Consider the following 24,763-nt stretch of genomic DNA (forward strand, 5'->3'; position numbering starts at 1 on the left):
CCGTCGGTGTAAAATCCGACGGTTACAGCGTTTTCCTGTACTGAGTTGGAGTAAGACCAAATTGCTGTTTAAAACGGGCAGAAAAGCGCGCTTCTGATTGGTAACCACAGGCCATCGCAACATCCAACTGGTTTGGGGATTGTTGGAGCAATGTCAGGGCATACCCCATCCTCACTTCCGCCAATACTTTTCGAAAACTGGTTCCTTCGGCCGATAGTTTTCGGATCAACGTTGCACGGCTCATGGACAAGTGCTCGGCGACCAACTCAACTTTATGTTCATCTCCTGGGTTTGCACTTAGATAACGCGACACCCGCTCCCACAATGTCTGCGGCTCACCAGGAAACAGTAAATGAAGTATACCGGCATGCCTTAGCTCGGCATAAAATGCATATAAGAACTGTCGCTGGGTCTCGAGCGAAAAGTGCTTCTCTTGCATCGCAAACAAAATATCAAAACAATATGCCAGTTGCTCGGTAACGGTTGCCCGAGGTTCTTGGGCCTGCGATGCCGCACCTGCCATACTTTCCCGTACCCATTCTTGAGGTGGCGCCTCAAAAAAAGTCAGGGTTTTAGAGTGAAATGCGGCCTGTTCCGGAACGTTAACGAAAGTAAGGTACTGACAGGCAGGGATCATTAGCCACTCAGCGGAGGTATACTTCAATGCACTCTCGCGCCACCAGAGTTGTTTCATCCCATTCTGAACCCAGATAACCGTTGGCGAATGCATCAGTACATTTCGCAAAGATTGCTTACTGAGCCCCCGAAACTGACCTGACTGTACCAATACTTTCGCCATCGTTATCACTGTTACCTTATTCGTTAACGTAGGTCGCTGTCAGCGTTGCTTTATCCAATGCTTTACTGTTCAGCATAAAACCGACGAGCGCATTTGAAGCCCCTTTAGGCAAATCCAATTTAGCCATAGGCAATGCCCACACCGTAAACTGATAACGGTGCATGCCATCGCCCTTCGGTGGGCATACGCCACCAAAACCTTTTACGCCATAGTCATTATGAAGCTCCGTAGCGCCGGGAATCTTCGGTGACTCGCCACGCTTTAGGCTCTGCTGCGAAGCAGGAATATCAATCGCCATCCAGTGCCACCAACCGCTTCCTGTAGGCGCATCAGGATCATAGGCCGTAATTGCGAAGCTCTTAGTGCCTTCGGGAGCACCGCTCCAACTCAGTTGTGGCGATTGGTTATCCCCAGAGCAACCAAAACCATTGTACGTATAGGTATCCGCCATGCGGGAACCTTCTTGAATATCTTTGCTGGTCAAGGTCATCGCCGAGCTGGTAAATGAAACAACGGCAAGTAGAGGTAACAAATATTTTGCTTTCATCAGGATTCTCCTTAGTTAGTCGAACCAAGTTTAATTTGAAATAACGCCATGTTATTACCTCAATAGCTCATATTGACTTAATTTGAACTTAATTTGAGACTTTCTGCAACGCACACAATAAATGCACTGAATAATGTCTCCTAACGCTGACGTATGTAGTGACTCTGTACAATGGCATCAAGGAAAATATCGCTTCCTGCCAATTTGAAATTCTGTGATTTTGCCAACTCCCCGAACAACGGCGCTCCGCCCCCGAGCAGTACGGGGATCGTAGTCAGGATCATCTCATCTATCAAATCATCGTGGAGAAACTGCTGAATAGTTATCCCACCATCAATATACAGTTCAGCAAACCCTCTTTGGTTAAGAGTTGTCACAACCTGTTGCAAAGGCCCTCTTACCAACTCAATTTTATCTTCATAACCCGCAGGCACTTGAGTTAAGGTATTACTGAGGACAAAGACAGGCTTGGTATACGGCCACTCACAATCAAAACCCGCAACGGTCTCAAAAGTATTTCGCCCCATAACCAGAGCATCAACCCGCTCCATCAACGGGCCAAACCCCATATCCACGTGTTCAGGGTTCGGTATGGCATGCAACCAGTCCAAACCACCATTCTTATCGGCAATATAACCGTCCAGACTCGTTGCGATAAATACGATATTCGCCATCTTCCTCTCCAATTAGACCAAATGCAGTACCGCTATACTGGCGCCTTGCATCCCGCCGCTTGTTTGTCATAAAATAAATTCTACACCGTAGAATTTATTTGAAGTCTAATGAGAGATCAGGATGAGTGTCAAGGATAAAAAACGCGGTCGGCCAAGCCGCAAAACATCAGCCCTGAGTGAAGCACGAATCATCGATACAGCCAAATCATTGCTATTGGCCGATGGGAAAATACCCAGCATCCGAAAGCTCGCCACAGCCTTGGATGTCGATGCAATGGCGATCTACCACTATTTCAGCAGCAAAAATGCCCTACTTGTGGCGATAACCAGTTCATTGGTAGATAGCATTTACCAACCAGGCAGCACCTCCCCAATAACCATTGAAAATTGGCAACAGGAACTACATACCCTCTCTGCCAGCTATCTATCCCTGCTAACCCGCTATCCGGGCTTGCTGCATACTTTCCTTTCTATGGATGCCAGCAGTCCAGCGGCCATCTTTGCCGACAGATATGGGTTAACGATTGCCCCCCTAGCGCTTTCCGCAGAACAAACCAAGTATGGTCTGGACTTGCTGGCCGATTATTTACACGGCTTTGCGTTTGCCATGGAATGCGCGGCAACAGTGCCCTCAAATTCTTCCACCCCTACCCAATTAATACCGATGCCAGATATGATCACCGGGCCATTACAGCTCTATTGTGCGGGCTTGCTTCATATCGCAGCCGATAACCAGCAGCCATAAAAAAACCGACCTAGATGGTCGGTTTTATAGAGATAATGGAGAGCTCAGTACTAAACGGGCTCGTATTTATGCTGGCAACAACACCGCAAACGACTCATAGGGCTTCAGCGTTACCTGTGTCGGCAGGTAAGTATGAGCCTCATAGTTATGAATAACAGGCTCAACCTCAACACCGCACAAATGTGCAGGCATATCAATGTCTACAGCCTCGCCACTGAAATTACTCAACACCAGCAGACGTTGGGCATCATCGCAGCGCAGGTAACCAAATACTTTTTCATGCTCTTCAAACACAGGCTGGAAGTCACCGTACACAATCACGGGCATTGATTTGCGCAATGCGATCAGTTTTTGATAATGGTAGAAAACCGAATCCTTATCTTCTAGAGCCTGAGCAACGTTGATCTGCGGGTAATTCGGGTTGGTACTGATCCATGGCTGCACCGCAGAGAAGCCGCCGTTATCTGAGCTATCCCACGGCATTGGCGTACGGCCGTTATCACGGCTGTTTTCATGCACTGCTGCCAACATCGCATCAGGAGAAACACCGTTTGCAGTACGTTCTTTGTAGAAGTTCAGCGTTTCAATATCACGGTAATCTTCAATGCTATCAAAGGCCACATTGGTCATCCCAATCTCTTCCCCTTGATAGACGTAAGGCGTACCTTTCATCATATGCAGGGTCGTTGCCAGCATTTTGGCAGACTCAACCCGGTACTGCCCCTCACAACCATACTTAGAGACAATTCGCGGCAAGTCATGGTTATTCCAGAACAGGGAGTTCCAACCTTCATCTGCCAGTTCAACCTGCCACTTAGTCAACACTCGCTTCAGTGCAGGCAAATCAAGCGGAATAGGCGTCCATTTGTCACCATTCTTCCATGTCAGGCTAATGTGCTCAAACTGGAACACCATCGAGAATTCTTCGCGCTCAGGATTACTGTAGAGCTTGGCTATTTCCGGGGTCGCATCCCATGTCTCACCAACCGTCAGCACATCTTTGTTGCCGAACGTCGCCCTGTTCATCTGCTGAATCAGCGGATGCAAGCGCGGTCCGTTCCCCGTAATCTTGTTATCGATCTCCTTACCGATCAAATCAATAACATCCAAACGGAAACCACCTATCCCCTTGTCAATCCACCAGTTCATCATCTTATGAACTTCTTCCTGAACTTTCGGGTTTTCCCAGTTCAAATCTGGCTGACGCTTCGAGAAAATATGGAAGTAGTACTCGCCGGTTTGCTCATCAAACTCCCATGCGCTTCCACCAAATACCGAGCCCATTTCATCGGGCACGCTGCCGTCCGCGTTGGGTTTTCGCCAAATGTAGTAATCACGGTATGGGTTGTCCTTAGATTTGCGGGCTTCTTTGAACCAAGGATGCTCATCAGACGTATGGTTGACAACCAGATCCATAATGATACGGATATCACGCTGCTTAGCCTTCTCCAGCAGTTCGTCCATATCTGCCATTGTGCCGAATTCAGGCGCAATGTCTTGGTAATCAGAAATATCGTAACCGTTATCATCCATCGGCGATTTGTATACAGGTGATAGCCACACAACGTTTACGCCAAGCGTCTTGAGGTAATCAAGTTTGCTAATGATCCCTCGAAGATCACCCATCCCATCATTATTGCTATCGCAAAAACTACGGGGATAAACCTGATATACAACGGCGTCATGCCACCACTTCGGAGCCATCTTCATGCTATTACCTTCGGCATTTGATATTTAGATTACCGATATCTTATTGCGCCAACCTACCATTTAAAAATACAGAGCCCGTCAACAACCATAGATAAAACCTATATCAAACGAAAATTAGACGATCGAAATCACATCTTTCAACCTATTACTTTTGCTATGATTTTCACAATTTGTGATTCAACGCATATTCCGTGATTACGATGGACAAACACTACCGTCAATTTTTGACCATTGCCGATACCGGCAACATCAGCCTTGCCGCCGAGCAAATGGGGCTCAGCCAGCCGACACTCACCAACAACATGAAAAAACTAGAATCAACACTCGGAGTACCGCTGTTTATTCGCAAATCAAAAGGGGTAACGCTAACCGAATATGGCCTCGTGGTGCAGGAGCAGATGCAGGCCATGATGCGCCGTCATGACACCATGCTAGATACGCTATCTGATCTCAAAGCACGCAAGACCAGAAAAATAAAAATGGGTACCGGTGATGCCTGGTGGGAGATCTTTGTCCGCCACGTTGTGCAGCAGTACAGCTGCGATCATGGTGGGATATCGTTGCAGATTGAATTTGGTAATCACCTGAAATTAATGGATATGCTGCTTCACGGCCATATCGATCTGTTTGTTGGCCATGAAATCGATGGACTATCACGCCGCTGTCAGGTGAGTTTTACTCCCCTGCTTCAGGATGAAGAAGCCCTCTTTGTCCATCGGACTCACCCTTTGCTCCTAAGTACGCAGTCACACCAAGATACATCGCTATACCCTTTGCTGTTGGTTACACCGGATCAAGATACCCACCAACATCTGCTGGAAAACCCCCTGCCCAAACAACAGGAAAAAGAGCGCAAACAGATATCTGAACGGATTGTATTCGAAATTCACTCACTGAGTGCCAGCCTTGATCTTCTAGCAACCAGCAAGGCCATCATGCCGTACAGCAGCACCATGACATCTTACTTCAAACAATTTGATATTGTACCGCTGCCACTTTCTGCCCCGGCACAAAGAGGTAATGTCGGGATCTATCACTTGACCGACCCACTGCCTGCACACGTACAGGCATTTAAAACACTGATGTCGGAATATATGACGGGTTAATCAACCTTGATCACACCTCGGCGAATTTGATCCAGCTCGATCGACTCAAACAGCGCTTGGAAATTACCTTCCCCAAAACCCTGGTTGCCCTTGCGCTGGATAATCTCGAAAAAAACCGGACCAATCACAGTATCGGTAAATATCTGGAGCAAAATGCCGGACTCATCACCATCGATAAGGATCTTATGACTTTGCATTGAAGCGATATCTTCGTTATGCCCGGGAATTCTCTGGTTAATCGCTTCATAGTAAGTATCTGGCGTATCCATAAAGGTGACCCCCGACGACTTCAAGGCCGCGACCGTTGCAAAAATATCATCGGTGCTCAAAGCGATATGCTGAATACCCTCACCGTTATATTGCCTGAGAAACTCAGCAATTTGAGACTGATCATCACAAGACTCATTAATCGGAATTCGGATCTTCCCACACGGCGCCGTCATAGCTCGCGAAACTAAACCTGTCGCCTTACCTTTAATGTCGAAATAGCGAATCTCTCGGAAATTGGCAATACGCTCATAAAACCTCGCCCACAAATCCATATTCCCTTGCTTAACATTATGGGTCAGGTGGTCTATCTCTTTCAGACCGGCGTCGGCTTGTGCCAGTTCATTGATAGCATCGGGATAATAAGCAAAGTCAACCTCGTAAATATCATGATCCCCATAGCGATCAACTAGATAAATCAGGGATTCTCCTATCCCGTATATTGCCGGTATATTAAGTTCCATCGGCCCAGCTTGTGGCGCACAGGCTGTCGCCCCCTGTTCTACGGCATACGCCAGAGCTCGGGTAGAGTCCTGCACCCGAAAAGCCATCGCATTGACACTGGCACCGTGTATTCCGGCAAATCCTTCGGCTTGCGAGTGTGACTCGCCATTTACAATAAAATTGATATCCCCCTGCCGATACAACCACACCGCCTTGTGCTTATGCTTGGCTATTTCGGCAAAACCCATCTGTTTGAAGAGCGTTTTCAGCGCATCGAGCCCCTCATTGGTCGGTGCGGTATACTCGACGAACTCGAAACCATCTGTACCTAGTGGATTTCCAACCATACCCATATCCGCCGTTATGTTTGTACCCAAACTATTTTTAGCCTAAGCAGATTCCAGCCAGCTTGAGAAACGGTCCTCAGCAAAAACGACGCGCTAATGTAAAGCATGATCGTAACATCAACTTGCCAGCCATATAAATTCGCGGCTAATCACAGGATATGTCTACGCATTTTCAATGAATTAAGTCTAAACTTTTTAAAGTGCGATTTGGCAAGATTCAGAGCGAGTTCGGCACGTTTAATACCGGTTTGCAGGCAAAGAAGTCCTTTGCTCGAACATCAGACTCGGCCCATTCCCGTTATTTATGTCACCAGAGGTACCGAATGTCTGTAACAAAACGCGACCAACTTAAACTGCCCCAACGAAAAAAAACAAAAATCGCATTAACACCGTCTTCCGAAATCTACCTTCCCACCTTTGATTACCTAACAAATGAGTTTCAACATGCCCGCAACCATGAACGAGGCATAATCCGCAACGATGACGACGAATTTATCCATCAATATCGAGTCGCGCTAAGAAAATGCAGAGCATTAATCAGCCTGCTCAAACCACTGCTATTCGAACAGCAACAAGAGATGCTGAAAAATGAACTAAAGACGCTAATGCAATACACCAATACCATCCGGGATCTTGATGTTTTTCTGGCGAAAATGGACGAATACTTTTTTATACTCGACCACCAGCACCACAACGGCCTAACCCGATTTTTCGACCAACTTCAAGTGAAGCGAAATGCCGAGCACAAACAACTTAAAGAGTGGCTAAAATCAGATAATTACAAGCAACAATGTCAATTGGTAAGCGGCCTACTCAATGAAATGGAGCTCCGTCAAACGGATTCAGGACGACAGCATTCAGAGATCATCGGATACAATACGCTATGGACGCACTACAAACGGCTCGAACGCCAATGCAATAAAATAAACAACCATGCAGACGATGCTACGCTCCATGAACTGCGCATCCAATGTAAAAAATTTCGCTATCTTCTCGAGTTTTTCAGCCCCATTCTGCCCAATCGAACTAGCAAACACCAAATTGAGCAATTAAAACAACTACAAGATGAACTCGGAAACTTCAATGACAGTGCAGTGCAACTTGCTTTTTTTAAACTGTTTCTCAAACACCATGACTGCAGCCGCCATCAAAAACGGGCTATTGGTGAATTAATAAGGCTTACAGAAATTATCCATTGCAATGCAAAAAAAGCGACCCTGAAGAAACTATTTGATTTTCGACACCCCGACAAACTGGCGTTGTATGGGACACTCAACCAAGATATAAAGTTATCGCCAAGTCAATAACTTGGCGATAGTTGGCTCATTAGCGTAGCGCTCGAACCACATCGTTTTCCAATGCCTCGGGAGATTTAGTCGGTGCAAACCGTTTAAGAGGCTTACCGTCCCGACCAATCATAAACTTGGTAAAATTCCACTTCACTTTGCTACCCAGCATACCGGGCAACGCCTTTGTCAAATACGCGAAAATAGGGTGGCTGTTTGGCCCATTCACATCAATTTTTTCGAACATCGGGAAATCAACCCCATAATTAAGCTGGCAAACCTGCTCAATTTGTTCATTATTCCCGGGCTCCTGCCCACCAAACTGGTTGCAAGGAAAACCAAGTACCACCAAACCTTGATCTTGGTACTTCTCATACAATGCCTGCAACCCTTTATACTGTGGGGTGAACCCACATTCACTGGCTGTATTGACGACCAATACCACCTTTCCTGCGAAGTCTTCCATCGTAATCTCTTCGCCGTTGATTTTCCTTGCACTGAAGTGATAAAAATCTGACATAGCTTTCTCCGTTATTTGCTTTTCATCAGGGATACAGATTCACCATCATCCAGTGTAAAGAATTTTTTTAGAATCAGCTCACCAATTTTCTCGTGCCAGTTATCATTCAATACCCCATAACACTGATATTGCCCCTCAAACCACAAGAATTGATCATCTTGTAAAAGCTACCCTCTACCGTCTCAAGAACATAACACAGCACTAAAAAAGGCTAAGCATGCCTTGTACACGCTTAGCCCAAACAACTTATCTGTTGTATTACATCAAACAGAAAAATGATTTACTTTGATTCTTTAGAGTAATAAATATCGTACATTAGCTCTTTGTTATCAGGGGTACCTAAAACCATTTCACCAGATGAAATATTGAAAATATATTGTTGCTTTACCCCTGGGACCTCACCAGTCCAATCTGGCCAACTCTCCGGCGAAACATTGAGAGTAAGATGGTAAGCCTCTTTGCCATCTGATGTTTTAACTTTATCTCCGATGGTATAATCACCAAACCATTTATCGCTTTTTTCCAGCGCAACAGTACAAGCCTGATCATCATAGGATGACATAACTTGCGTATATTCACGGCCTGAAAAATCAAAGCTATCTTGTACATAACTGATGAAGTTGCCGTTCTCATCAGTTAACGAATGACAATTGCTAACCCATAATCCTTGAAGATCTTTATGAATTACATTGCCACTTCCATTATTACCAGAATCATCGCTATTACATGCAGATAACAACAACACTAAGGCTACACTGCATATTTTCTTAATTTTCATCTTATTCCTTATTACGAAAATCACAACAACTCAACTCATATCATTTCGATTTTAATAAACAATAGATTAACCTCGAATCTAAACTTACAAAATTCCAGATAACGAATTCAAGAAAATCCAAAGTTCTTCCTCTGTCCATCAAAATGAAACTCAAGTAAAATCTGATAAACTTACTTCTTAAATAAAGCATTCATAAAATTAAGTAGTAAAATGAATGCATCATATAAAAATAAATTAAAAAATCCGTTACTTTTAAATCAAATTTCACCTTATATAAAATAACACGCTGTTTTTATTTTTCCGTGATATAAAATCAACATATTCTCGCTGAAACAAAATTTTTGAGTTAACTTGGGTATACTAGCGATTGACAAAAAATCAGAGTTAGAGATGAAAACACTACAGCAGGTACTTGAAGACAGCGGCCTTGCCGAACTGCCATTAACCGAAAAATCCAATGACTACATCGCTCAATTCATTACGCAGCGAGAAGACTTTTTCCAACGAGTCTGCCGCGAAAAAGCCGATAAATACCCATATGGACTCAGCCTCGGATTAATGACGCAAATGATACATGCCGCCCTCGAAAACTATCAGGTAACGCACGCGAAAACCGCAGAGCTTCGCACTCTCATTACCGATCATATCGGAGATGTGCATGCTGCGAAATTTACGACAATGAATGATATAGAGATTCAAACCCTTGCTACAGTATGGCTTATGGTACAAGGGGCCAATGGGATTGACTTTAGCTACGCCAACGAACAGGCTGAGATGCTATGTTCCGTACTGGACAAGCAGTCTCCAACGATCGGAGATAACCCAATACGCAGTCAACTCATGCAAGCATATTATATTGGTGTTGAACATTTACGACCGGAATATCAGCCGACATCATTATTAGCTAGCTTATCCAACAAAGTAAAAGCATTATTCAACACCTGATGCTGCATTCCCAGTGCGATCTAAGAGGCAAGACTATACATAATGAAGACAGGTCTCATCGCGAGTAGTTCAGCATATTCAGAAGCATATACATTGAAATAACGTGGCGATAAGTGCTTACCACTAGACCTATTTCACATTATGACTACATGTTTTACAAAATCGATCATTGATCATATTTTAACCAAGAAGTATGATTCACATACTTCAAATATGTTGTTCCTTATTGATCGATTGCAACGCCTGTCACGGATCTGATAGGCGCTTTTTTTCCGAACCACACCCACCTACTGCCACTTACCCCGCATCATAATCGCGCCTAACGACGTGAAAAAAATTCCGACAATAGTGATATGCTGGTATTTTTTTTTGAAATCATCAAGATGCTGGTCGACATGGAAATTCGGTAGAACTTCATGCCTCGCGGCATCAAAAAAACCACCCACATCCATGGCTATTTGGCTATGGCCAACCAAGCTTCCTAAAGCCACTGCGCCCACCAGCAGTGAAGCACATCCCAAAATTAAAGTGACAAACCCCCACGTCCTTTTGGCATCCATTGCCCCGCCTCACCCTCAGATTAACAAAACATTATTCACCATAGCCGTGAAACAACATCTGTTTACAAGAGTTGCCTTTACCCGCGACGATGAACTGCCTGAATAATATTTTATAAAATAAGGATTTTCCCAGCGGAAACCATTAATGAGAGAAGTATGAACAAGCGCGGTGAATAGAAACGCTATTCTTGATAGGTATCTAATTTTTCAGAGTTTTATTGAGGTACGCCTCAAAACTACCGAAACTGCTGGTAGCAGTCCCGGTAAGCCTATTACCGAATTCAGTGGGTAAGCTCTTCATCTACCCAATATTTCGAACCCGATATATTCATATCTAGCAATAACCCTTTTTCGTCCAACTGGTAAATAGCCATTCCACCGTTGTATTTTGCGCTCAATTCAGCACTTTCTGTTCCAGCAACAACCCCTACCTCCGAGGTGGCCTCCCAGCCCTGGGTAACGAAACCATCGAATGCGGCCTTGTCTTCAAACAAGATCACTTGCTGATAAAACTTGCCGCCGAACCCGGCAGCCAATCCAGCGCCGAACATCTTCATATATGTATGCTTGCTTGTCTGGCGATTGACCGCCACACCCGCACCTTGGTTTGTATGAAGCAACAAAGAAAACTTCCGTGAATCAAACACGGCGTAACCATAAGCCTGATCGAAAAGTAATTTCGCTGAAGGTTGATCATTAAACAAACGGATCAATGCCGTATCCGCCATTGTATCAAGCGCCATCCTGGCTTCTGCCGGGGTTTCAGGCTCCAGCATTTCATTGAGTTTTTTGTCTGCCACGGCAAGCCACTCTTTTCCTTTCTCGGCAGATTTATCCGTCCATTCTCCGGCTGTATTGAGGGCATCATCGCCCCACTTCGCGACACTCTCCCAAGTTTCCTTTGAAAAATCAGAAACCTGATCCCACACTTCCTTGGAACTGTCACTCACCGCCTTTCCAAGATCAGACGCACTCTTCTTGATCTCATCCCAACCTGCTTGAGCTGGGGCAACCGCGAGCATAAGCATTACGGCAATGGTTTTCATTTTCACAACACTATCCTCAAGCTATATATCCATGTTTCCTTAGATATTAGGGTATATTCTTCGCTGATCTCAAGATTAAGGGTTCAAGGATCTTTAAGATAACGTGGGAAACCGGACAAAAAAACCGGTCTTCGACCGGCTTTTTATGTATAACATCATCAAGAATAACGCAGTGACTAGCGCATTACTTCTTAGGGCGGAAAGGCTTGATAACTTCTTCGTTGCATTCCAAGTATGGCCCTTCCATCAGGTCAATACAGTAAGGAATCGCAGGGAATACCGCATCAAGACACTCACGGATCGACTTCGGCTTACCCGGAAGGTTTACAATCAGGCTGTCGCCACGCAAACCTGCTGTTTGGCGAGACAAAATCGCCGTCGGCACAAACTTCAGTGACTCTGCACGCATTAGCTCGCCAAAACCCGGCATCATACGGTCACAAACCGCTTCAGTCGCTTCAGGTGTTACATCACGTTTTGCAGGACCTGTGCCGCCAGTTGTAACAATCAAGCTACAATCTAATTCATCGGCCATCTTGATCAACGTTGCTTCAATTACATCCTGCTCATCAGGGATCACTTCATAAACCGGCTCCCACTCAGAAACAAGGTAATCATTCAGGGTCTCGATAATCGCCTTGCCTGAAATATCTTCGTAAACACCTGCACTGGCGCGGTCGCTTACTGTGACAATACCGATTTTTGCTTTAGTCATTGATGGTTCCTTACTGAGCCATGTTTATTTATCAACGCAAGTTTAAGAAATTATGCTCGTTATTTAAAGTTCTATACCAATAGTTAGCTCCGATTCAGAACAGGCCGCCCATCAAGGTATATTTGGTTTCCAGGTAGTCATCCAAGCCCTGTCGAGCCCCTTCCCGACCCAGCCCCGAACTCTTCACACCACCAAATGGCGCAACTTCGGTAGAAATCAGTCCTTCGTTGATACCGACCATACCGTACTCTAGCGATTCGCTAAAGCGAAATGCCCGAGCCAGATCCCGTGTATAAGCATAAGCAGCCAACCCTGATTCCGTATGATTGGCACGTCCGATAACATCTTCGTCATCATCAAACCGGAACAAAGCTGCAACGGGGCCAAATGTCTCTTCTGTTGCAATCAACATATCGTCATTCGCTTCAAGCAAAACATGCGGCGCAACAAACAGGCTTCCTTCATTCCGAGGCTCACCATGCGCAATGACAGCGCCTTTCGCCACCGCATCATCAACATGATTCTGAACTTTGCTTGCGGCAGCCTCATTGATCAACGGGCCTATCGTCACATCAGGCGCAAACCCATCGCCCACTTTTAGCTGGCTTACCCGCTCTACCAATAACTGGCTGAACGCGTCATAGACACTGTTTTGTACATAGATTCTGTTTGCACAAACGCAGGTCTGGCCGGCATTACGGAACTTGGCAATCATCACGCCATTAACGGCGGCTTCCAAGTCAGCATCGTCACACACGATAAATGGCGCGTTGCCGCCAAGCTCCAGTGCAAGTTTCTTAACGGTATCGGCCGATTGCGCCATCAACAACTTGCCGACGGCCGTTGAACCGGTGAAGGATATTTTACGCACCACCGCACTTTCTGTAAGGGCAGAGCCAATAGCAGCAGCATCGCCCGTCAGAACACTGAATAGCCCTTGGGGAATACCGGCTCTCTCAGCCAATTCGGCTAACGCCAATGCCGTCAGAGGTGTTTCAGGCGCAGGTTTGAGGACAACTGCGCACCCAGCAGCGAAGGCCGGGCCGCATTTGCGGGTGATCATAGCCGCCGGAAAATTCCATGGAGTAATCGCCCCCACAACACCAACTGGCACTTTTGATACCAAGATCCGCGCATCCTCCTTATGACTCGGGATCATCTCGCCGTATGCACGTTTGGCCTCTTCGGCAAACCATTCGATAAAGCTAGCCGCATAAGCAATCTCGCCTTTGGCTTCGGCAAATGGCTTACCCTGCTCGCTGGTCAATAGTGTTGCCAGATCATCACTATGCTCGGTAACCAACTCAAACCAGCGCCGTAAGACCTGCGAACGGTGTTTGGCCGTTTTCTTTTGCCATTGCTTTTGTACCAATTCCGCCGTATGAATCGCAGAGAGCGCCTCATCCCGGCCGAGTACAGGCACACTGGCAATCACTTTACCCGTAGACGGGTTAACCACCGGACTAGTCTGCCCATTCAGGGCCTCGCTCCACTTACTACCAACGTAGCATGCCTGTTTCAATAATTTCGGATCTTTTAATTTCATGATGACACTACTCCTAACCACTCTGACAGGACATACCCTCGAGGCATGCAAAATGAATCAGATCAGAGGATATACCCTCAACTTGATGAATAACAGGTATTGATAAACAAGTGCCTATCTCATAACCAACCTCTTCATCCTGAACGTATTTGTGAGAGTGAATACTTATGGTTATTTCACACTGGCACGGAACGGCAATGCGCTGAGAACACCCTGCATCATAAGGCAACTTGGGTATATAATGCTGCAATCTCAAGCTACCTCAGCTTGACAGTACACAGAGAAGGAATCCCATGAAGAGCTCACACCACTACTCTATCGGCACACCGGGCCAACCTTGGGGGGACGAAGAACGTGCCCAATGGCTAGCACAAACTACCATCAAACGCTCTTACCGTGATGATGTGATCAGCAAGATTGAAAAACTGGCTGTACGCTTCGACGTCAGCCAATATGGCCAGCTCAGCTACGATGAGAAGCGCTATCCGCTATTTGTCATCAAATCTCGCCAATGGGATGCCAGCAAGCCCACGGTACTGATCACCGGTGGCGTACATGGTTATGAAACCAGCGGTGTGCACGGCGCTCTCCAATTTATGGACACCGAAGCAGAAAACTACCAGACACATTTCAATATTGTCACTGCGCCGTGTGTGAGTCCTTGGGGTTATGAAACTATCAATCGCTGGAATCCCAATGCCATTGACCCTAACCGCTCATTCTACGAAGACAGCCCAAGTGAAGAAGCCGCCCAAGTGATAGCAATGGTGGCTGGGCTAGGTACTGACATTCTTGTCCATATCGACCTGCACGAAACAACAGATACCGATGAAGAGGAGTTCCGCCCAGCTCTTGCAGCACGAGACGGCGAACCTTACATTGAGGACAGCGTACCAGATGGTTTCTACACTGTCGGGGACACGGAAAACCCTCAGCCAGCATTCCAAAAGGCAATCATCGATTCGGTACGCCGCGTAACTCATATTGCCCCACCGGATCAGGATGGCAATATCATTGGTAGCCCTGTCACCCAAGAAGGTGTCATCAACTACCCACTGGTAGAGCTGAGTCTGTGCAACGGCCTATCTGCTTGCGTATACGGGACAACCACAGAAGTCTACCCAGACAGTGAGCGAGTCACGCCGCAAGAATGCAATGATGCCCAAGTTGCTGCTATTACCGGTGCATTGAACTATGTGATCGCACAGCGCTGATCGTTGCTTTCCCTCAAAACCGCATGGTGACTCCGTGCGGTTTATTTTCCTCCTCTCACAACCGCTCTACACGCCGCCCTTGCCACATCTTTATTACAAACCCACAAAAAGACTCACAATGAAACAACAAGTTGGTTATAGTGTGCCTATCAAATTCGTATTTCGTTCAGGATAGTTTCCGCTCACAGATAGGATATCTCTATGGCATGGGCTATTTCGCCTACGACTCTCCGCTTAATGATCTGCTTAGCTACCCGCTCAGCCTTCATTTTCGCTTTGTCCCTGCTAATAACAGCATGTGCTTCCCATCCCCCAGCGGCTCTTCATGGCAATACGGTATTAGAACAATGCCACCAGCAGCTATCCCGTTTTAAACAGGAGGTAAAGCGCCAAGGCGTTAACGATGTTCAATATACCGAACACCCCCACTTTCCCTACTTGTCATTCGACCGGTTTAGCCAATCGATTCTCAATCATGTAAGCACGACACGTGACCGCCACCAGTGGCTGGCATATACATCCCGCCTTGCCGCACTCCAACGAAAAAGCGAATTTCAAAACCTGAAGGTCAATCCTGGCTTTCGACTTGCACAGTTAGATCAGTGCGCCGCAAAACTCACTAAGGAAACAAGCGACAACCCACAGTTATGGCTCAAACTCACCGCACATGCCCCACACATTGCATCCAATTACCAACCATGGATGAAAGCCTTTGGCTTCTACCCTGTAGCAAGCCACTTGGCACTGCCAGCAATAAACCAAGAGCGAAACCGAATTCTAGGCCATTTCGACCAGCCACCCGCATTCCCCACCACGCACTATCTGCTCGGCGACAACATGCAACCGCAGCTGCCACAACAAACTATACGCCGCTGGTTTGAAAACGCGCGCCATGAAAGCAGCCTATTCTGGCCGCAACTCTCTGCGGATCAGATACGCAGTCTTCATGCCCATTACGCCCCTTTGGTAAGCATCGCCACCCAGTCCCGCGATGACCGCCCCGGCCGAGTCACAATGGACGTTCGCTCAACACCAACCGTTGATACCGCCAAACCCTCCGTCTATTGGGATCACAGCTACACCGAATTTTACGGACAAACCTATCTCCAGCTACATTACAGCCTTTGGTTTCCACGCCGAACACCTACCCGCCAGCTCGATCCTTACGCGGGCCCATTCGATGCTCTGCTGCTTCGGCTGACCCTTGATCATCAAGGCAACCCCATGATCTTCGATAGCATCCACCACTGTGGCTGCTACCACATGGTGTTTGCCCTCAACAACACTCTTTCCCCCAAGCCCCCCTTGAAAAACATCGAACCGCCTATCCAAAAAATACGTGTCAGGCCCGATAACAAGCAGAGGCTCCATATCAATCTCACCGAAGGGGAGCACATGATAGCCGGCGTCGAGTGGGGCAACACCGAATTGCAACAGGCTCGTCCCCTTTCGCCGCTGTCATACCATGAATTAAGAAGTATACCAACCACCGACAACCGGCATCACAGCCTATTCAATTCTCAAGGTTTGGTTGGCAATAGCGAACGGTTGGAACGACTCTACCTCTGGCCGTTTGGCGTTCTCTCTGCAGGTGCTATGCGTCAGAAGGGACACCATGCCATCACATTTATCGGCGAGCGGCACTTTGATGAACCCAATATGTTCGAGTCCTTTTTCCTGCCTCCGCAGACGGGAAAACCGTGACGTAAAGCCTGAAATTTCAACATGCTAAAAACAGGCCAGCAATATAATATGCATGTTTTGCCAAAATGGAGACGCACTATGGATACCCGCTTTACTGATGGGAATACGGTGTATTGCCAGCACCGTTTCGAACTTCCTCTCGATCACAACCACCCTGACAGTGGCAGCATCACCCTGTTTGCCCGAGAAGTTGTGGATATCAAACGCCAAGACGAAGACCTGCCTTGGTTGGTTTACCTTCAGGGCGGCCCGGGCTTCCCCTCGCCACGACCAGAAGGTCAAAGCGGATGGCTAAAACGCGCACTGCAACAATACCGAGTGCTGTTACTCGACCAACGCGGTACCGGAAACAGCTCCCCAATCACCCACCAGACCCTTGCCCATATGGACGGGAAACTACAGGCTGACTACCTGAAGCACTTCCGTGCCGACAATATCGTGCGCGATGCAGAAGCCATACGCCAACAACTCGGAGTGACGTCATGGGCATTGTTGGGCCAAAGCTTCGGGGGATTCTGTGCCCTGACATACTTGTCTTTCTACCCTCAGAGCCTGAGCCGGGTTTACATGACCGGCGGCGTACCACCTATTCACGGCCACCCCGATAAGGTTTACCAAGCAACTTACCAACGTGTCTGGGACAAAAACCAAGCCTTCTTTGCACATTTCCCGCAAGCACAGATGCACTGCCGAAAAATCGCCGACTATCTGATCGATAATGACGTAAGACTCCCTAACGGCCAGCGCTTTACCGTAGAACAATTCCAACTTATCGGCATCAACCTGGGCCGCAGCCACGCCCACTTACCGATGTACTATTTGCTTGAAAGTGCCTTTGTCACCTGCAACGGCAAAGAGACTCTCAGCTACGGCTTTCTCAACGCCATGCTGGCAGAACAGGCGTATCAAACTAATCCTATCTATGCCATCTTGCACGAATCGATCTACTGCCAGCAGGAAGCATCCCTATGGTCAGCCCAACGGGTACGAGAACAATACCCTGTCTTCAACTACCAAAAAGGAGCACCATTCTACTTCACCGGGGAAATGGTCTACCCGTGGATGTTTGAGCAACTTGATTGCCTAAAACCGCTCAAACACGCCGCCGAACAACTTGCCGAAGAAACAGACTGGCCGGCCCTGTACGATGCAGATACCCTGTCACGCAATCAGGTACCCGTTAGCTGTGCCGTCTATGCCGAAGACATGTATGTAGAAATGAACTACTCATTAGAAACATTGCAAGGGATCCCGAACAGCAAAGCCTGGCTCACCAACGAATATGAGCACAACGGCCTGCGCGAAGACGGCGAGCGGATCCTCGACAAACTCATTGCCCAAGCAGACTATATTGCCAATACCACACGATAGCACTCTATAACATCACGACAAAACGCCGTCAGTTGTACGTCGCCAGTTAATCATATCGCTGGCGACCATTCTGGCGACCATTCCTCCTACAGCGTTATCTCATTTTCAAGCAAACCGCACACATTGCCGCTGCGAGACGGTCTCTGTTGCAATAATTAACTTAATCACTACTGAATAGTGAGCAACTAACCCACCACGCGATACATCAAGCGAGTACACTTGAATAACAGCAAAACACTTAGGATGGTTGGCTATCATTATGTCTTCACGTTTATTTTTCGCCGCCTTGCTGGCCCTTATCAGCACATCACTTCCGGTTCATGCCGCCAATACACAGTTCGAACAAGTCTTTGCCAGTCGTCAAACCGTTGAGAAAAAGATCGTTCTAGGCCGAATCGAGTTCGTTACACTACCCGGAATCACTGAACTTAGCGGCATTGCATTACCCGCTAAAATTGATACAGGGGCAGATTCCACCTCTATTCACGCCACGAATATTAAAATCACGGCAACAGATCCTGAATTCGATGGTTTATCTGGCGAGGCATTACTGAATGCCATTGCTAGCCACTATGATGCCCTCAACACTACCGCTCTTCGAGATCGTGACGACAAAACCAATATTATGGTGACTTTTGATCTGACCAATCCCATTGACGGAGACACAATCACGCTGACCAAACCACTGTTTCGCCTGGCGATGATAAAAAGCCGTGGGGATGGCCACCTTGCCCGCCCCGTAATCAAACTCAAGTTGGATATTGCCGGCACCACTGTCGACACCGAGGTCAACTTGGCCAACCGCAGCCGCTTTTCCTATCCCATCTTGGTAGGAAAAACCTTTCTAAAGCAAACCGCTTGGGTGGATGCCGGATTTAACTATCTTCAGGCGCAGCACAATGCCAAACTGATCGGCAGCAAAGAGCAAGCGAAAATCAACGATATCCCAGTCAATGTCAGCATCTCGTTCAAAAATCGCTACAGCATCCTTCATGCTAAAAAGGTTAAAATCGATAAGCACAAGCAGACGGTGACCTTTCAACTGACTGGTCGCAATAAACAGTCCCAATCCTTAACCTTGCCTATAGACAGGATGCTAACATTCAAAGACGGCCAACGACCGCTTGTATATGTTCCCGTAACAATGGGCAACCACACTTATCCTATTCAGGCTTACCTACGCGATCGAAGCAAATACAGCAGCCAGCTAAGACTGGGGACGGAAGCTCTCAGCCAACATTTCATGGTCCATTTAGGCAAGCAAAATCTCTCCGAGAAACCTTTAGAACTAGCTATTTCAGCAGCCAAGGAAAAATCGACCTTACAGATCAGTGCTCAAGAAAACCTAACTATAGATGGTAGTCAGTATCAAGCCATCCCCTCTACGACTATCAAGACACCGCTATTGAATGTTAACCGCATCGACGAAAAGCGTAATGAATTCGGTGAACAGGTCAGCTACCGAACTACAGATATTCACGGTCGGGTAAAGAACATAGAAAAACCCCTAAAGCACAAGCTACGTATTGGTAAAGAGATCCGTCCAGTCGTCGGTGCTGAAATAAAGCTGCCAGATAATCTGCTTCTGAAAGATATCGCCTTGTCAGCGGAACACGAGCACACGGGCTATAGTGAATTTGAAATTAGTCCCGAATTGATCCCGGGAAAAATTATTATCAACACCCGCACAACATACCTGCTCGAAAAAACAAAGCCGGTCAAAGCAGGTTACATTGAGCAAGTGAAACTAGCAGGAATGAGCTTCCCAGCCAAATTGGATACCGGGGCCGATATCAGCTCCATTCATGCCACCGACATCAAACCTTTCGATAAAGATGGTGAAAAATGGGTGACATTTACCTACCGAAATACCCAAGGTGACACGCACACGTTCACGAAAAAGGTGCTCAAGGAAATGCGGATCAAGGCGCGAGAAGGTGAAGCCTCAAAAGTAAGGTTAGTCGTGCCGTTAACCGTGCAGCTCGGCAAACTAAAGTACGAGGTGGCCGTCAACCTACGGGATCGCAGCCGTTTCAAATACAGTATGATTCTGGGACAGAACTTCCTCCAACACAACATCATCGTCAGCAGCGACAAACAATACATCCTCACCCAGTCAGGCCGTTAATGCTCTCCTAGGAAAGAGGGGCGATTACTCTCCTCTTTCCCCTCGAATCGCTTAATTTCATGCTCGGATAGCTTATTTAGCGATCCAAACGATCAACAACCAAAGATCAAGGAATAACCTCGCAGCATCCTTTCCAGATCAAACTTTTGATGATTAAACCAACACCCTCGCAACATTTGGCTAGGCTTAAAGTGAAGATCAGTAGATAGACCGGAGGCAAGCTATGGACTTCTATGACAAAATGCATCTTCGCGGCAAAGCCGAAGAGGATCTCTTTTTCGCACGCCTCGACAAAATCCTGATTGATGCAATGCACGAAAAACAGGCCAAAGAGCAAGCCCATCAAGATCATGGGCACTTGCCTGAACAACCATTTGAGAGTACTGACAACAACTAACCCACACTTTCCCTTTGTGCTCTGACAATGTGTTGCAAAATACGCCGATTGAATCATCCATCGGCGATGGTTGTTCTTTACAGTTTGTTACACTTCCCCCTATTGCTGAAATACGTGTCTGATGGTCTACTCAAGCCATCTAAGCAATAGAAGGCAATATACATTAATGGACGACCCCTTCAGTCGAACGACTATTTTTACTCCCTTTACTCATGGCTCTGTTTCAGACCATTCTTCTCATGATTTACCCACTGTTATTGCGGCAGCCTCATTCTCAGAGGTGACCCAATGATAGAGTTATTTCTCCAGCCTGAAACATGGTTTATTTTTGCAACACTGTTCACCCTTGAGATTGTCCTTGGGGTAGACAATGTCGTATTTATCTCCGTGCTGTGTGAACGCCTACCCGAGCACCAACGTAAATTTGCCCGCAATTTAGGTATCGCCCTTGCGGTCATTGCCCGAATCGGCTTGGTATTTTCAATTAGCTGGGTTATGTCGCTAACTCAACCACTGTTGAGTCTGGGTGAGTTCGCCTTTACAGGCAGGGAATTGATCATGATTGCCGGGGGTGCATTCCTCTTGGCCAAAAGCCTCAAGGAACTATGGATTTGGCTGACCGCTTCCGACACTGCGCATGCCAGCAAAGTGAGAGCAAGCATTACCTTAATTTTGCTTCAAATTGTTGCTGTCGATGCGGTTTTCTCTATGGACTCTGTCATCACTGCGGTTGGACTGACGGATGATGTTCCGGTAATGGTTGCGGCGATTCTTTCCTCTGCCGTAGTCATGGTATTGTGCGCCGAGAAAATCAACGATGCGGTCATGCGTTATCCCGGGCTCAAAACGCTCGCCCTGCTGTTCTTGGTACTGCTAGGAGTTATGTTGATGGCTGAAGGTTTCGCCATCCACTTCAACAAAGGTTATGTCTATTTCGCCATGGCTTTCGGTTTAGTAATGGAATGTTGTCACATTAAGCTCAACAGCAAAATCAACACACCAGCCATCAAACCGATACAGCCTCGCCCTGCACCTGCGCAATACTAAGCCGAAAAAGCAACCTCCCAGCATTCGCTGGGAGGTAAAGCATCAATCACGATTAGGCAGCACCCGACAAGATAAATAAAATCAAGCCTCAAGCGGCGCTCGCCAGTCATCAGCGCCCGATGTGCCAGACACAGTATGTTCCCAATCAATCTTACGATAAGCCATAGATACCTCTATAAGCTGAGTAAAATCAGATTTCATAGGATCCTGACAATGAGGCATTTGACAGTCGATATCAACGATAGTGGCATCTGTCAGCGTCGTGGTAAAGAAGTGTTCTTGCTTACCTTCTACGGATGTACGGTACCAGCGCAATTGTACGTTCGGTAACATTTCACCCGATGCAAGCGCGTTATACATCAACGGGATAGATTTATTCAGCGCCACCGTAAACTTAAATGGCTTATGAACACGCTGACCTGCAGGCTGCCCTGATTGCGGATCCGTCGGCACGGTAACAATATGATCAAACGCCTGCACCAGCATCTCGTCTTCATGGCCTTCCACATAAATGTTACCGACAGAATCAGCAGTGAATGAACCCGCAGTGATATTGCCCTGAGTGCGGCCCTGAATAGATATATAGCAAGGAGTTGGCATTGTAATATCCTTTTTCAATGGAATAGTTGCGAAATTGCACCATCAATAACGCGAAAACCATGCCAACCACCAATAACGATACAAGCAATTGATTTTATTAAACTTACTTGAAATAGACACTGAGTAACACAACCATAAGAAGCAACTTATTGCCCGCCTCAAGCAATAAGTTGCCCAATAAGCAATATCTTGCCCAGTAACACTTAATCCCCGTAAGGGGCAAAGTTAATGCCATAACCATAGGCATCATTTTGAGCTGCTTGCTTTGGCTCGGTTTTATATACTCTTAAGTCACCACGCACATCGCAACCAGCATCTCGTCCAATTTCAGAAACCATATCGAAAATCTGCTCTTCGGTTTCTACCCAAAGGTTCACCGACATAAACACACGCCCGTTACGGCAATCAAAATGCCGATCCAAATTATGCGCAACACCTTCTGTAATCACGGTGAAATGCGAAAACATCGATACCTCCCTGTCAAAATGTATGCCTAAGTACTCTCATACTTTAATCGACCAAGGTATTCACTTTCCACATCGATATATTAAATTGAGGCAGAACCCTCTGTTTAATGCAAAAAAAACGAGCCAGCTTTAACTGACCCGTTTTTCCTCAATCACATAATCAACTAAGGCTTTACTTTCGACGGCTTTTTTGGGCAAGTTTCCGCTTATTCTTTGCTTTTGCCTTTTCTTCCGCGGACTTCGTTCGCATGCGGCCACCGGTTACAAATCCAGTCTTTTTGAGCAGTGCTTTACCCTCACTGGAATTTATATATGCACGCGCTTCGCTGTGACCTGCATCAGCCGATTGTTGCAACAACAAGTGCAGCGGTTCAGGAATCGCAACATTACGGTTTTGTTTAAACGCCTCAATAGCTTTCATCGCCATTGAAAACTGAACCTGTGCAAGATCATCCCCTGAAGCAACTGTCGAAGCGACATAACGGTAAATTTTGCGTAACTCGTCATAGTGACCTTGGGCGGCACAAACTGCATCGAAAAGCTCACGCTGATAAAAAATGCAATCAGGTAAGTCTGAATAGCTCGCCACCATTTGCTTAACCATCTCATCAGGCGACAACTCCTTGTTACCCCAGCCATTTCCCTGCTGAATAGCAACAATAAACTCAATGCCTGGGGCACGTTTAGCGACAGCAGTAATCACCGCACTGCGCAAGGCCTTGACTGCCCCCTCACACTCTGGCGTTTGCCGTAGGCTCTGCAATTTCTCAAACGCATCAAGAGTAAACGCAGCCACTTGATTGACTTCAAGCCCTTTAGCAAGCCACGTTAAGTAACGAGACTTATCACGCTGGCTATCACGTTTTTGCAAACAGCACAGCGCCTCATGAAGGCCTTTATCCGCAGCCTGCTCAATCAATTGCCAACCACGAGTCTGCTCACTATTCTGCTGAAGGTAGAGACCAAAAGCCAAGGCAGCCTGCCCGTCATCATCATGCTCAAGAGCTTTTTTAAAACACATTTTCGCATCTCGGGCTGATGTTTCAGGCAACTTACCGGAAGCGTAACTCTTGGCCAATAGCAACCAAGACTGAGGTTGACCTTGACTGTGTGCCTTTTCCAACCAGTAGGCAAGATCGCGTTGCCAATCAGCATAAATAGTTTTAGACCACCATTTATCCGCCCCTGTCTCTACCTTGCTAGCTAACTGCTCGTAAAAATACTCAGCCAAGGCATAGCTCGCATCACGCTGGCCAGACAGAGCTTGCTCGACCAGTTCAGACAATGCAGACTCCGCAGGTTTTATCCACTCAGATGTAGAAGCAACCTCAGAGCCCCCTAGTTTGCTGGCAAGGTATTTCGCCACATCATGCAAATCACGCATCAAATTTTCCATGCGCGACGCTGAAACACTCAACTTTGCAACAAAGTGGCCATTAATTTCCGTTAAGTGTACTGACCGGTTGCCCGCATCACGCAGTGTGTGCATAACGTCAATCACCCAAGGCTCAACCTTTCCGGATGTCTCCAGCATATTGATTTTGTTACGTAACTCTCCATGAACAGGCGGACGTAGCCGCAAATATTTCCCCAATTCATGGCAAGCTAACTCAACAAACAATCGCATTTTGGCCAAACTTGCCTGACTATCGCTATACAGGTACTTTTCTGCCTGTACCGCTTGCTGATAGAGCTCTATAAACTCATAGCGCAAAAAGTCAAAGTTGCCCGTTGCCATTTTTTCATGCGAATAATCATTAGCCATCATATTGAAGTTACACACCATACGAACCATCACAT

Annotated in this window: 24 protein-coding genes; 10 read left to right on the top strand and 14 right to left on the bottom strand. The window is 46.8% G+C overall.

What is annotated here, in order from left to right; genetic code table 11:
- Positions 1-22: 22 nt before the first annotated feature.
- The 3 genes from ABT56_RS07350 to ABT56_RS07360 all read right to left on the bottom strand — a co-directional run bounded on the left by ABT56_RS07350 (position 23) and on the right by ABT56_RS07360 (position 2,020).
- On the bottom strand, positions 23-799 hold the full coding sequence (locus tag ABT56_RS07350) for a helix-turn-helix transcriptional regulator (protein ID WP_047878232.1): 777 nt from the start codon (positions 797-799) through the stop codon (positions 23-25).
- Positions 800-815: 16 nt separating this feature from the next.
- The gene (locus tag ABT56_RS07355; RefSeq protein WP_047878233.1) at positions 816-1,346 is read right to left on the bottom strand and encodes a YbhB/YbcL family Raf kinase inhibitor-like protein; all 531 of its coding nucleotides are present in this window, start codon (positions 1,344-1,346) and stop codon (positions 816-818) included.
- A gap of 140 nt (positions 1,347-1,486) precedes the next feature.
- Positions 1,487-2,020, bottom strand: a complete 534-nt coding sequence (locus ABT56_RS07360; RefSeq protein WP_047878234.1) for a dihydrofolate reductase family protein — start codon at positions 2,018-2,020, stop codon at positions 1,487-1,489.
- 121 nt (positions 2,021-2,141) lie between these two features.
- Here ABT56_RS07360 and ABT56_RS07365 point away from each other — a divergent pair, with 121 nt between their 5' ends.
- The gene (locus tag ABT56_RS07365; RefSeq protein WP_053062408.1) at positions 2,142-2,765 is read left to right on the top strand and encodes a TetR/AcrR family transcriptional regulator; all 624 of its coding nucleotides are present in this window, start codon (positions 2,142-2,144) and stop codon (positions 2,763-2,765) included.
- A 66-nt stretch (positions 2,766-2,831) separates the two neighbouring features.
- Here the strand turns inward: ABT56_RS07365 and ABT56_RS07370 are convergent, their stop codons facing one another.
- The gene (locus ABT56_RS07370; RefSeq protein ID WP_047878291.1) at positions 2,832-4,469 is read right to left on the bottom strand and encodes a glycoside hydrolase family 13 protein; all 1,638 of its coding nucleotides are present in this window, start codon (positions 4,467-4,469) and stop codon (positions 2,832-2,834) included.
- A 206-nt stretch (positions 4,470-4,675) separates the two neighbouring features.
- Here ABT56_RS07370 and ABT56_RS07375 point away from each other — a divergent pair, with 206 nt between their 5' ends.
- Entirely contained in the window at positions 4,676-5,581 is a 906-nt protein-coding gene (locus ABT56_RS07375) for a LysR family transcriptional regulator (protein ID WP_047878235.1), read from the top strand.
- On the opposite strand, the gene hppD is transcribed toward ABT56_RS07375, so the two are convergent.
- Positions 5,578-6,645, bottom strand: coding sequence for a 4-hydroxyphenylpyruvate dioxygenase (hppD, locus tag ABT56_RS07380; protein WP_047878236.1), 1,068 nt, complete (start codon positions 6,643-6,645; stop codon positions 5,578-5,580). The two genes, ABT56_RS07375 and hppD, sit on opposite strands and share 4 nt — an antisense overlap.
- A 317-nt stretch (positions 6,646-6,962) precedes the next feature.
- On the opposite strand from hppD, the gene ABT56_RS07385 reads away from it, so the two are divergent.
- Complete coding sequence (locus ABT56_RS07385) at positions 6,963-7,946, top strand: CHAD domain-containing protein (RefSeq protein WP_047878237.1); 984 nt, start codon at positions 6,963-6,965, stop codon at positions 7,944-7,946.
- A gap of 19 nt (positions 7,947-7,965) precedes the next feature.
- Here ABT56_RS07385 and ABT56_RS07390 read toward each other — a convergent pair whose 3' ends face one another.
- Complete coding sequence (locus ABT56_RS07390; protein ID WP_047878238.1) at positions 7,966-8,445, bottom strand: glutathione peroxidase; 480 nt, start codon at positions 8,443-8,445, stop codon at positions 7,966-7,968.
- Positions 8,446-8,725: 280 nt separating this feature from the next.
- Positions 8,726-9,223: a hypothetical protein gene (locus ABT56_RS07395; protein WP_047878239.1), complete on the bottom strand. Its 498-nt coding sequence runs from the start codon at positions 9,221-9,223 to the stop codon at positions 8,726-8,728.
- Positions 9,224-9,613: 390 nt separating this feature from the next.
- Here ABT56_RS07395 and ABT56_RS07400 point away from each other — a divergent pair, with 390 nt between their 5' ends.
- Positions 9,614-10,168 (top strand): hypothetical protein, encoded by a 555-nt coding sequence (locus ABT56_RS07400; protein ID WP_157037796.1) that lies wholly within the window; start codon positions 9,614-9,616, stop codon positions 10,166-10,168.
- Positions 10,169-10,455: 287 nt separating this feature from the next.
- On the opposite strand, the gene ABT56_RS07405 is transcribed toward ABT56_RS07400, so the two are convergent.
- The 4 genes from ABT56_RS07405 to ABT56_RS07420 form a co-directional block, all read right to left on the bottom strand.
- Positions 10,456-10,728, bottom strand: a complete 273-nt coding sequence (locus ABT56_RS07405; protein WP_047878241.1) for a hypothetical protein — start codon at positions 10,726-10,728, stop codon at positions 10,456-10,458.
- Positions 10,729-11,009: 281 nt separating this feature from the next.
- Positions 11,010-11,774: a beta cell expansion factor BefA gene (gene befA, locus ABT56_RS07410; RefSeq protein ID WP_047878242.1), complete on the bottom strand. Its 765-nt coding sequence runs from the start codon at positions 11,772-11,774 to the stop codon at positions 11,010-11,012.
- Positions 11,775-11,958: 184 nt separating this feature from the next.
- Positions 11,959-12,489, bottom strand: a complete 531-nt coding sequence (gene mog, locus ABT56_RS07415) for a molybdopterin adenylyltransferase (protein ID WP_047878243.1) — start codon at positions 12,487-12,489, stop codon at positions 11,959-11,961.
- 94 nt (positions 12,490-12,583) lie between these two features.
- Positions 12,584-14,035, bottom strand: coding sequence for an NAD-dependent succinate-semialdehyde dehydrogenase (locus ABT56_RS07420; RefSeq protein ID WP_047878244.1), 1,452 nt, complete (start codon positions 14,033-14,035; stop codon positions 12,584-12,586).
- Positions 14,036-14,328: 293 nt separating this feature from the next.
- Between ABT56_RS07420 and ABT56_RS07425 the strand changes: the two genes are divergently transcribed.
- From ABT56_RS07425 to ABT56_RS07445, 6 genes are all read left to right on the top strand, one after another.
- On the top strand, positions 14,329-15,249 hold the full coding sequence (locus tag ABT56_RS07425) for a M14 family metallopeptidase (RefSeq protein ID WP_047878245.1): 921 nt from the start codon (positions 14,329-14,331) through the stop codon (positions 15,247-15,249).
- Between the two features lie 201 nt (positions 15,250-15,450).
- Positions 15,451-16,953, top strand: a complete 1,503-nt coding sequence (locus tag ABT56_RS07430; protein ID WP_053062409.1) for a hypothetical protein — start codon at positions 15,451-15,453, stop codon at positions 16,951-16,953.
- Between the two features lie 78 nt (positions 16,954-17,031).
- Positions 17,032-18,324, top strand: a complete 1,293-nt coding sequence (locus ABT56_RS07435; protein WP_047878246.1) for an alpha/beta fold hydrolase — start codon at positions 17,032-17,034, stop codon at positions 18,322-18,324.
- A 259-nt stretch (positions 18,325-18,583) separates the two neighbouring features.
- Positions 18,584-20,452 carry an ATP-dependent zinc protease family protein gene (locus ABT56_RS07440; RefSeq protein ID WP_047878247.1) on the top strand — a complete coding sequence of 623 codons (1,869 nt, stop codon included), beginning with the start codon at positions 18,584-18,586 and terminating at the stop codon, positions 20,450-20,452.
- A gap of 223 nt (positions 20,453-20,675) precedes the next feature.
- Positions 20,676-20,849, top strand: a complete 174-nt coding sequence (locus ABT56_RS24175; RefSeq protein WP_169753891.1) for a hypothetical protein — start codon at positions 20,676-20,678, stop codon at positions 20,847-20,849.
- A 288-nt stretch (positions 20,850-21,137) separates the two neighbouring features.
- Positions 21,138-21,896 carry a TerC family protein gene (locus ABT56_RS07445; RefSeq protein WP_047878248.1) on the top strand — a complete coding sequence of 253 codons (759 nt, stop codon included), beginning with the start codon at positions 21,138-21,140 and terminating at the stop codon, positions 21,894-21,896.
- A gap of 81 nt (positions 21,897-21,977) precedes the next feature.
- Here ABT56_RS07445 and ABT56_RS07450 read toward each other — a convergent pair whose 3' ends face one another.
- The 3 genes from ABT56_RS07450 to ABT56_RS07460 form a co-directional block, all read right to left on the bottom strand.
- Positions 21,978-22,496 (bottom strand): Hcp family type VI secretion system effector, encoded by a 519-nt coding sequence (locus ABT56_RS07450; protein WP_047878249.1) that lies wholly within the window; start codon positions 22,494-22,496, stop codon positions 21,978-21,980.
- A 203-nt stretch (positions 22,497-22,699) separates the two neighbouring features.
- Positions 22,700-22,963 carry a hypothetical protein gene (locus ABT56_RS07455; protein ID WP_053062410.1) on the bottom strand — a complete coding sequence of 88 codons (264 nt, stop codon included), beginning with the start codon at positions 22,961-22,963 and terminating at the stop codon, positions 22,700-22,702.
- A gap of 172 nt (positions 22,964-23,135) precedes the next feature.
- A complete protein-coding gene (locus ABT56_RS07460; protein ID WP_053062411.1) occupies positions 23,136-24,758 on the bottom strand; it encodes a DUF4145 domain-containing protein in 1,623 nt (540 codons plus the stop codon).
- Between the last annotated feature and the right edge of the window lie 5 nt (positions 24,759-24,763).

The sequence above is a fragment of the Photobacterium aquae genome (assembly GCF_001029445.1).
Taxonomy (GTDB): Bacteria; Pseudomonadota; Gammaproteobacteria; order Enterobacterales; family Vibrionaceae; genus Photobacterium; species Photobacterium aquae.

Excerpts from the sequence above, each read along its gene's own strand:
- ABT56_RS07460 (WP_053062411.1), bottom strand. The coding sequence starts at position 24,758 with ATGGTTCGTATGGTGTGTAACTTCAATATGATGGCTAATGATTATTCG.
- mog (WP_047878243.1), bottom strand. The coding sequence starts at position 12,489 with ATGACTAAAGCAAAAATCGGTATTGTCACAGTAAGCGACCGCGCCAGT.
- ABT56_RS24175 (WP_169753891.1), top strand. The coding sequence starts at position 20,676 with ATGGACTTCTATGACAAAATGCATCTTCGCGGCAAAGCCGAAGAGGAT.
- ABT56_RS07385 (WP_047878237.1), top strand. The coding sequence starts at position 6,963 with ATGTCTGTAACAAAACGCGACCAACTTAAACTGCCCCAACGAAAAAAA.
- ABT56_RS07400 (WP_157037796.1), top strand. The coding sequence starts at position 9,614 with ATGAAAACACTACAGCAGGTACTTGAAGACAGCGGCCTTGCCGAACTG.
- ABT56_RS07405 (WP_047878241.1), bottom strand. The coding sequence starts at position 10,728 with ATGGATGCCAAAAGGACGTGGGGGTTTGTCACTTTAATTTTGGGATGT.
- ABT56_RS07440 (WP_047878247.1), top strand. The coding sequence starts at position 18,584 with ATGTCTTCACGTTTATTTTTCGCCGCCTTGCTGGCCCTTATCAGCACA.
- hppD (WP_047878236.1), bottom strand. The coding sequence starts at position 6,645 with ATGGGTATGGTTGGAAATCCACTAGGTACAGATGGTTTCGAGTTCGTC.
- ABT56_RS07435 (WP_047878246.1), top strand. The coding sequence starts at position 17,032 with ATGGATACCCGCTTTACTGATGGGAATACGGTGTATTGCCAGCACCGT.
- ABT56_RS07390 (WP_047878238.1), bottom strand. The coding sequence starts at position 8,445 with ATGTCAGATTTTTATCACTTCAGTGCAAGGAAAATCAACGGCGAAGAG.
- ABT56_RS07375 (WP_047878235.1), top strand. The coding sequence starts at position 4,676 with ATGGACAAACACTACCGTCAATTTTTGACCATTGCCGATACCGGCAAC.
- ABT56_RS07430 (WP_053062409.1), top strand. The coding sequence starts at position 15,451 with ATGGCATGGGCTATTTCGCCTACGACTCTCCGCTTAATGATCTGCTTA.
- ABT56_RS07455 (WP_053062410.1), bottom strand. The coding sequence starts at position 22,963 with ATGTTTTCGCATTTCACCGTGATTACAGAAGGTGTTGCGCATAATTTG.
- befA (WP_047878242.1), bottom strand. The coding sequence starts at position 11,774 with ATGAAAACCATTGCCGTAATGCTTATGCTCGCGGTTGCCCCAGCTCAA.
- ABT56_RS07425 (WP_047878245.1), top strand. The coding sequence starts at position 14,329 with ATGAAGAGCTCACACCACTACTCTATCGGCACACCGGGCCAACCTTGG.
- ABT56_RS07445 (WP_047878248.1), top strand. The coding sequence starts at position 21,138 with ATGATAGAGTTATTTCTCCAGCCTGAAACATGGTTTATTTTTGCAACA.
- ABT56_RS07420 (WP_047878244.1), bottom strand. The coding sequence starts at position 14,035 with ATGAAATTAAAAGATCCGAAATTATTGAAACAGGCATGCTACGTTGGT.
- ABT56_RS07370 (WP_047878291.1), bottom strand. The coding sequence starts at position 4,469 with ATGGCTCCGAAGTGGTGGCATGACGCCGTTGTATATCAGGTTTATCCC.
- ABT56_RS07365 (WP_053062408.1), top strand. The coding sequence starts at position 2,142 with ATGAGTGTCAAGGATAAAAAACGCGGTCGGCCAAGCCGCAAAACATCA.
- ABT56_RS07450 (WP_047878249.1), bottom strand. The coding sequence starts at position 22,496 with ATGCCAACTCCTTGCTATATATCTATTCAGGGCCGCACTCAGGGCAAT.
- ABT56_RS07350 (WP_047878232.1), bottom strand. The coding sequence starts at position 799 with ATGGCGAAAGTATTGGTACAGTCAGGTCAGTTTCGGGGGCTCAGTAAG.
- ABT56_RS07395 (WP_047878239.1), bottom strand. The coding sequence starts at position 9,223 with ATGAAAATTAAGAAAATATGCAGTGTAGCCTTAGTGTTGTTGTTATCT.
- ABT56_RS07360 (WP_047878234.1), bottom strand. The coding sequence starts at position 2,020 with ATGGCGAATATCGTATTTATCGCAACGAGTCTGGACGGTTATATTGCC.
- ABT56_RS07355 (WP_047878233.1), bottom strand. The coding sequence starts at position 1,346 with ATGAAAGCAAAATATTTGTTACCTCTACTTGCCGTTGTTTCATTTACC.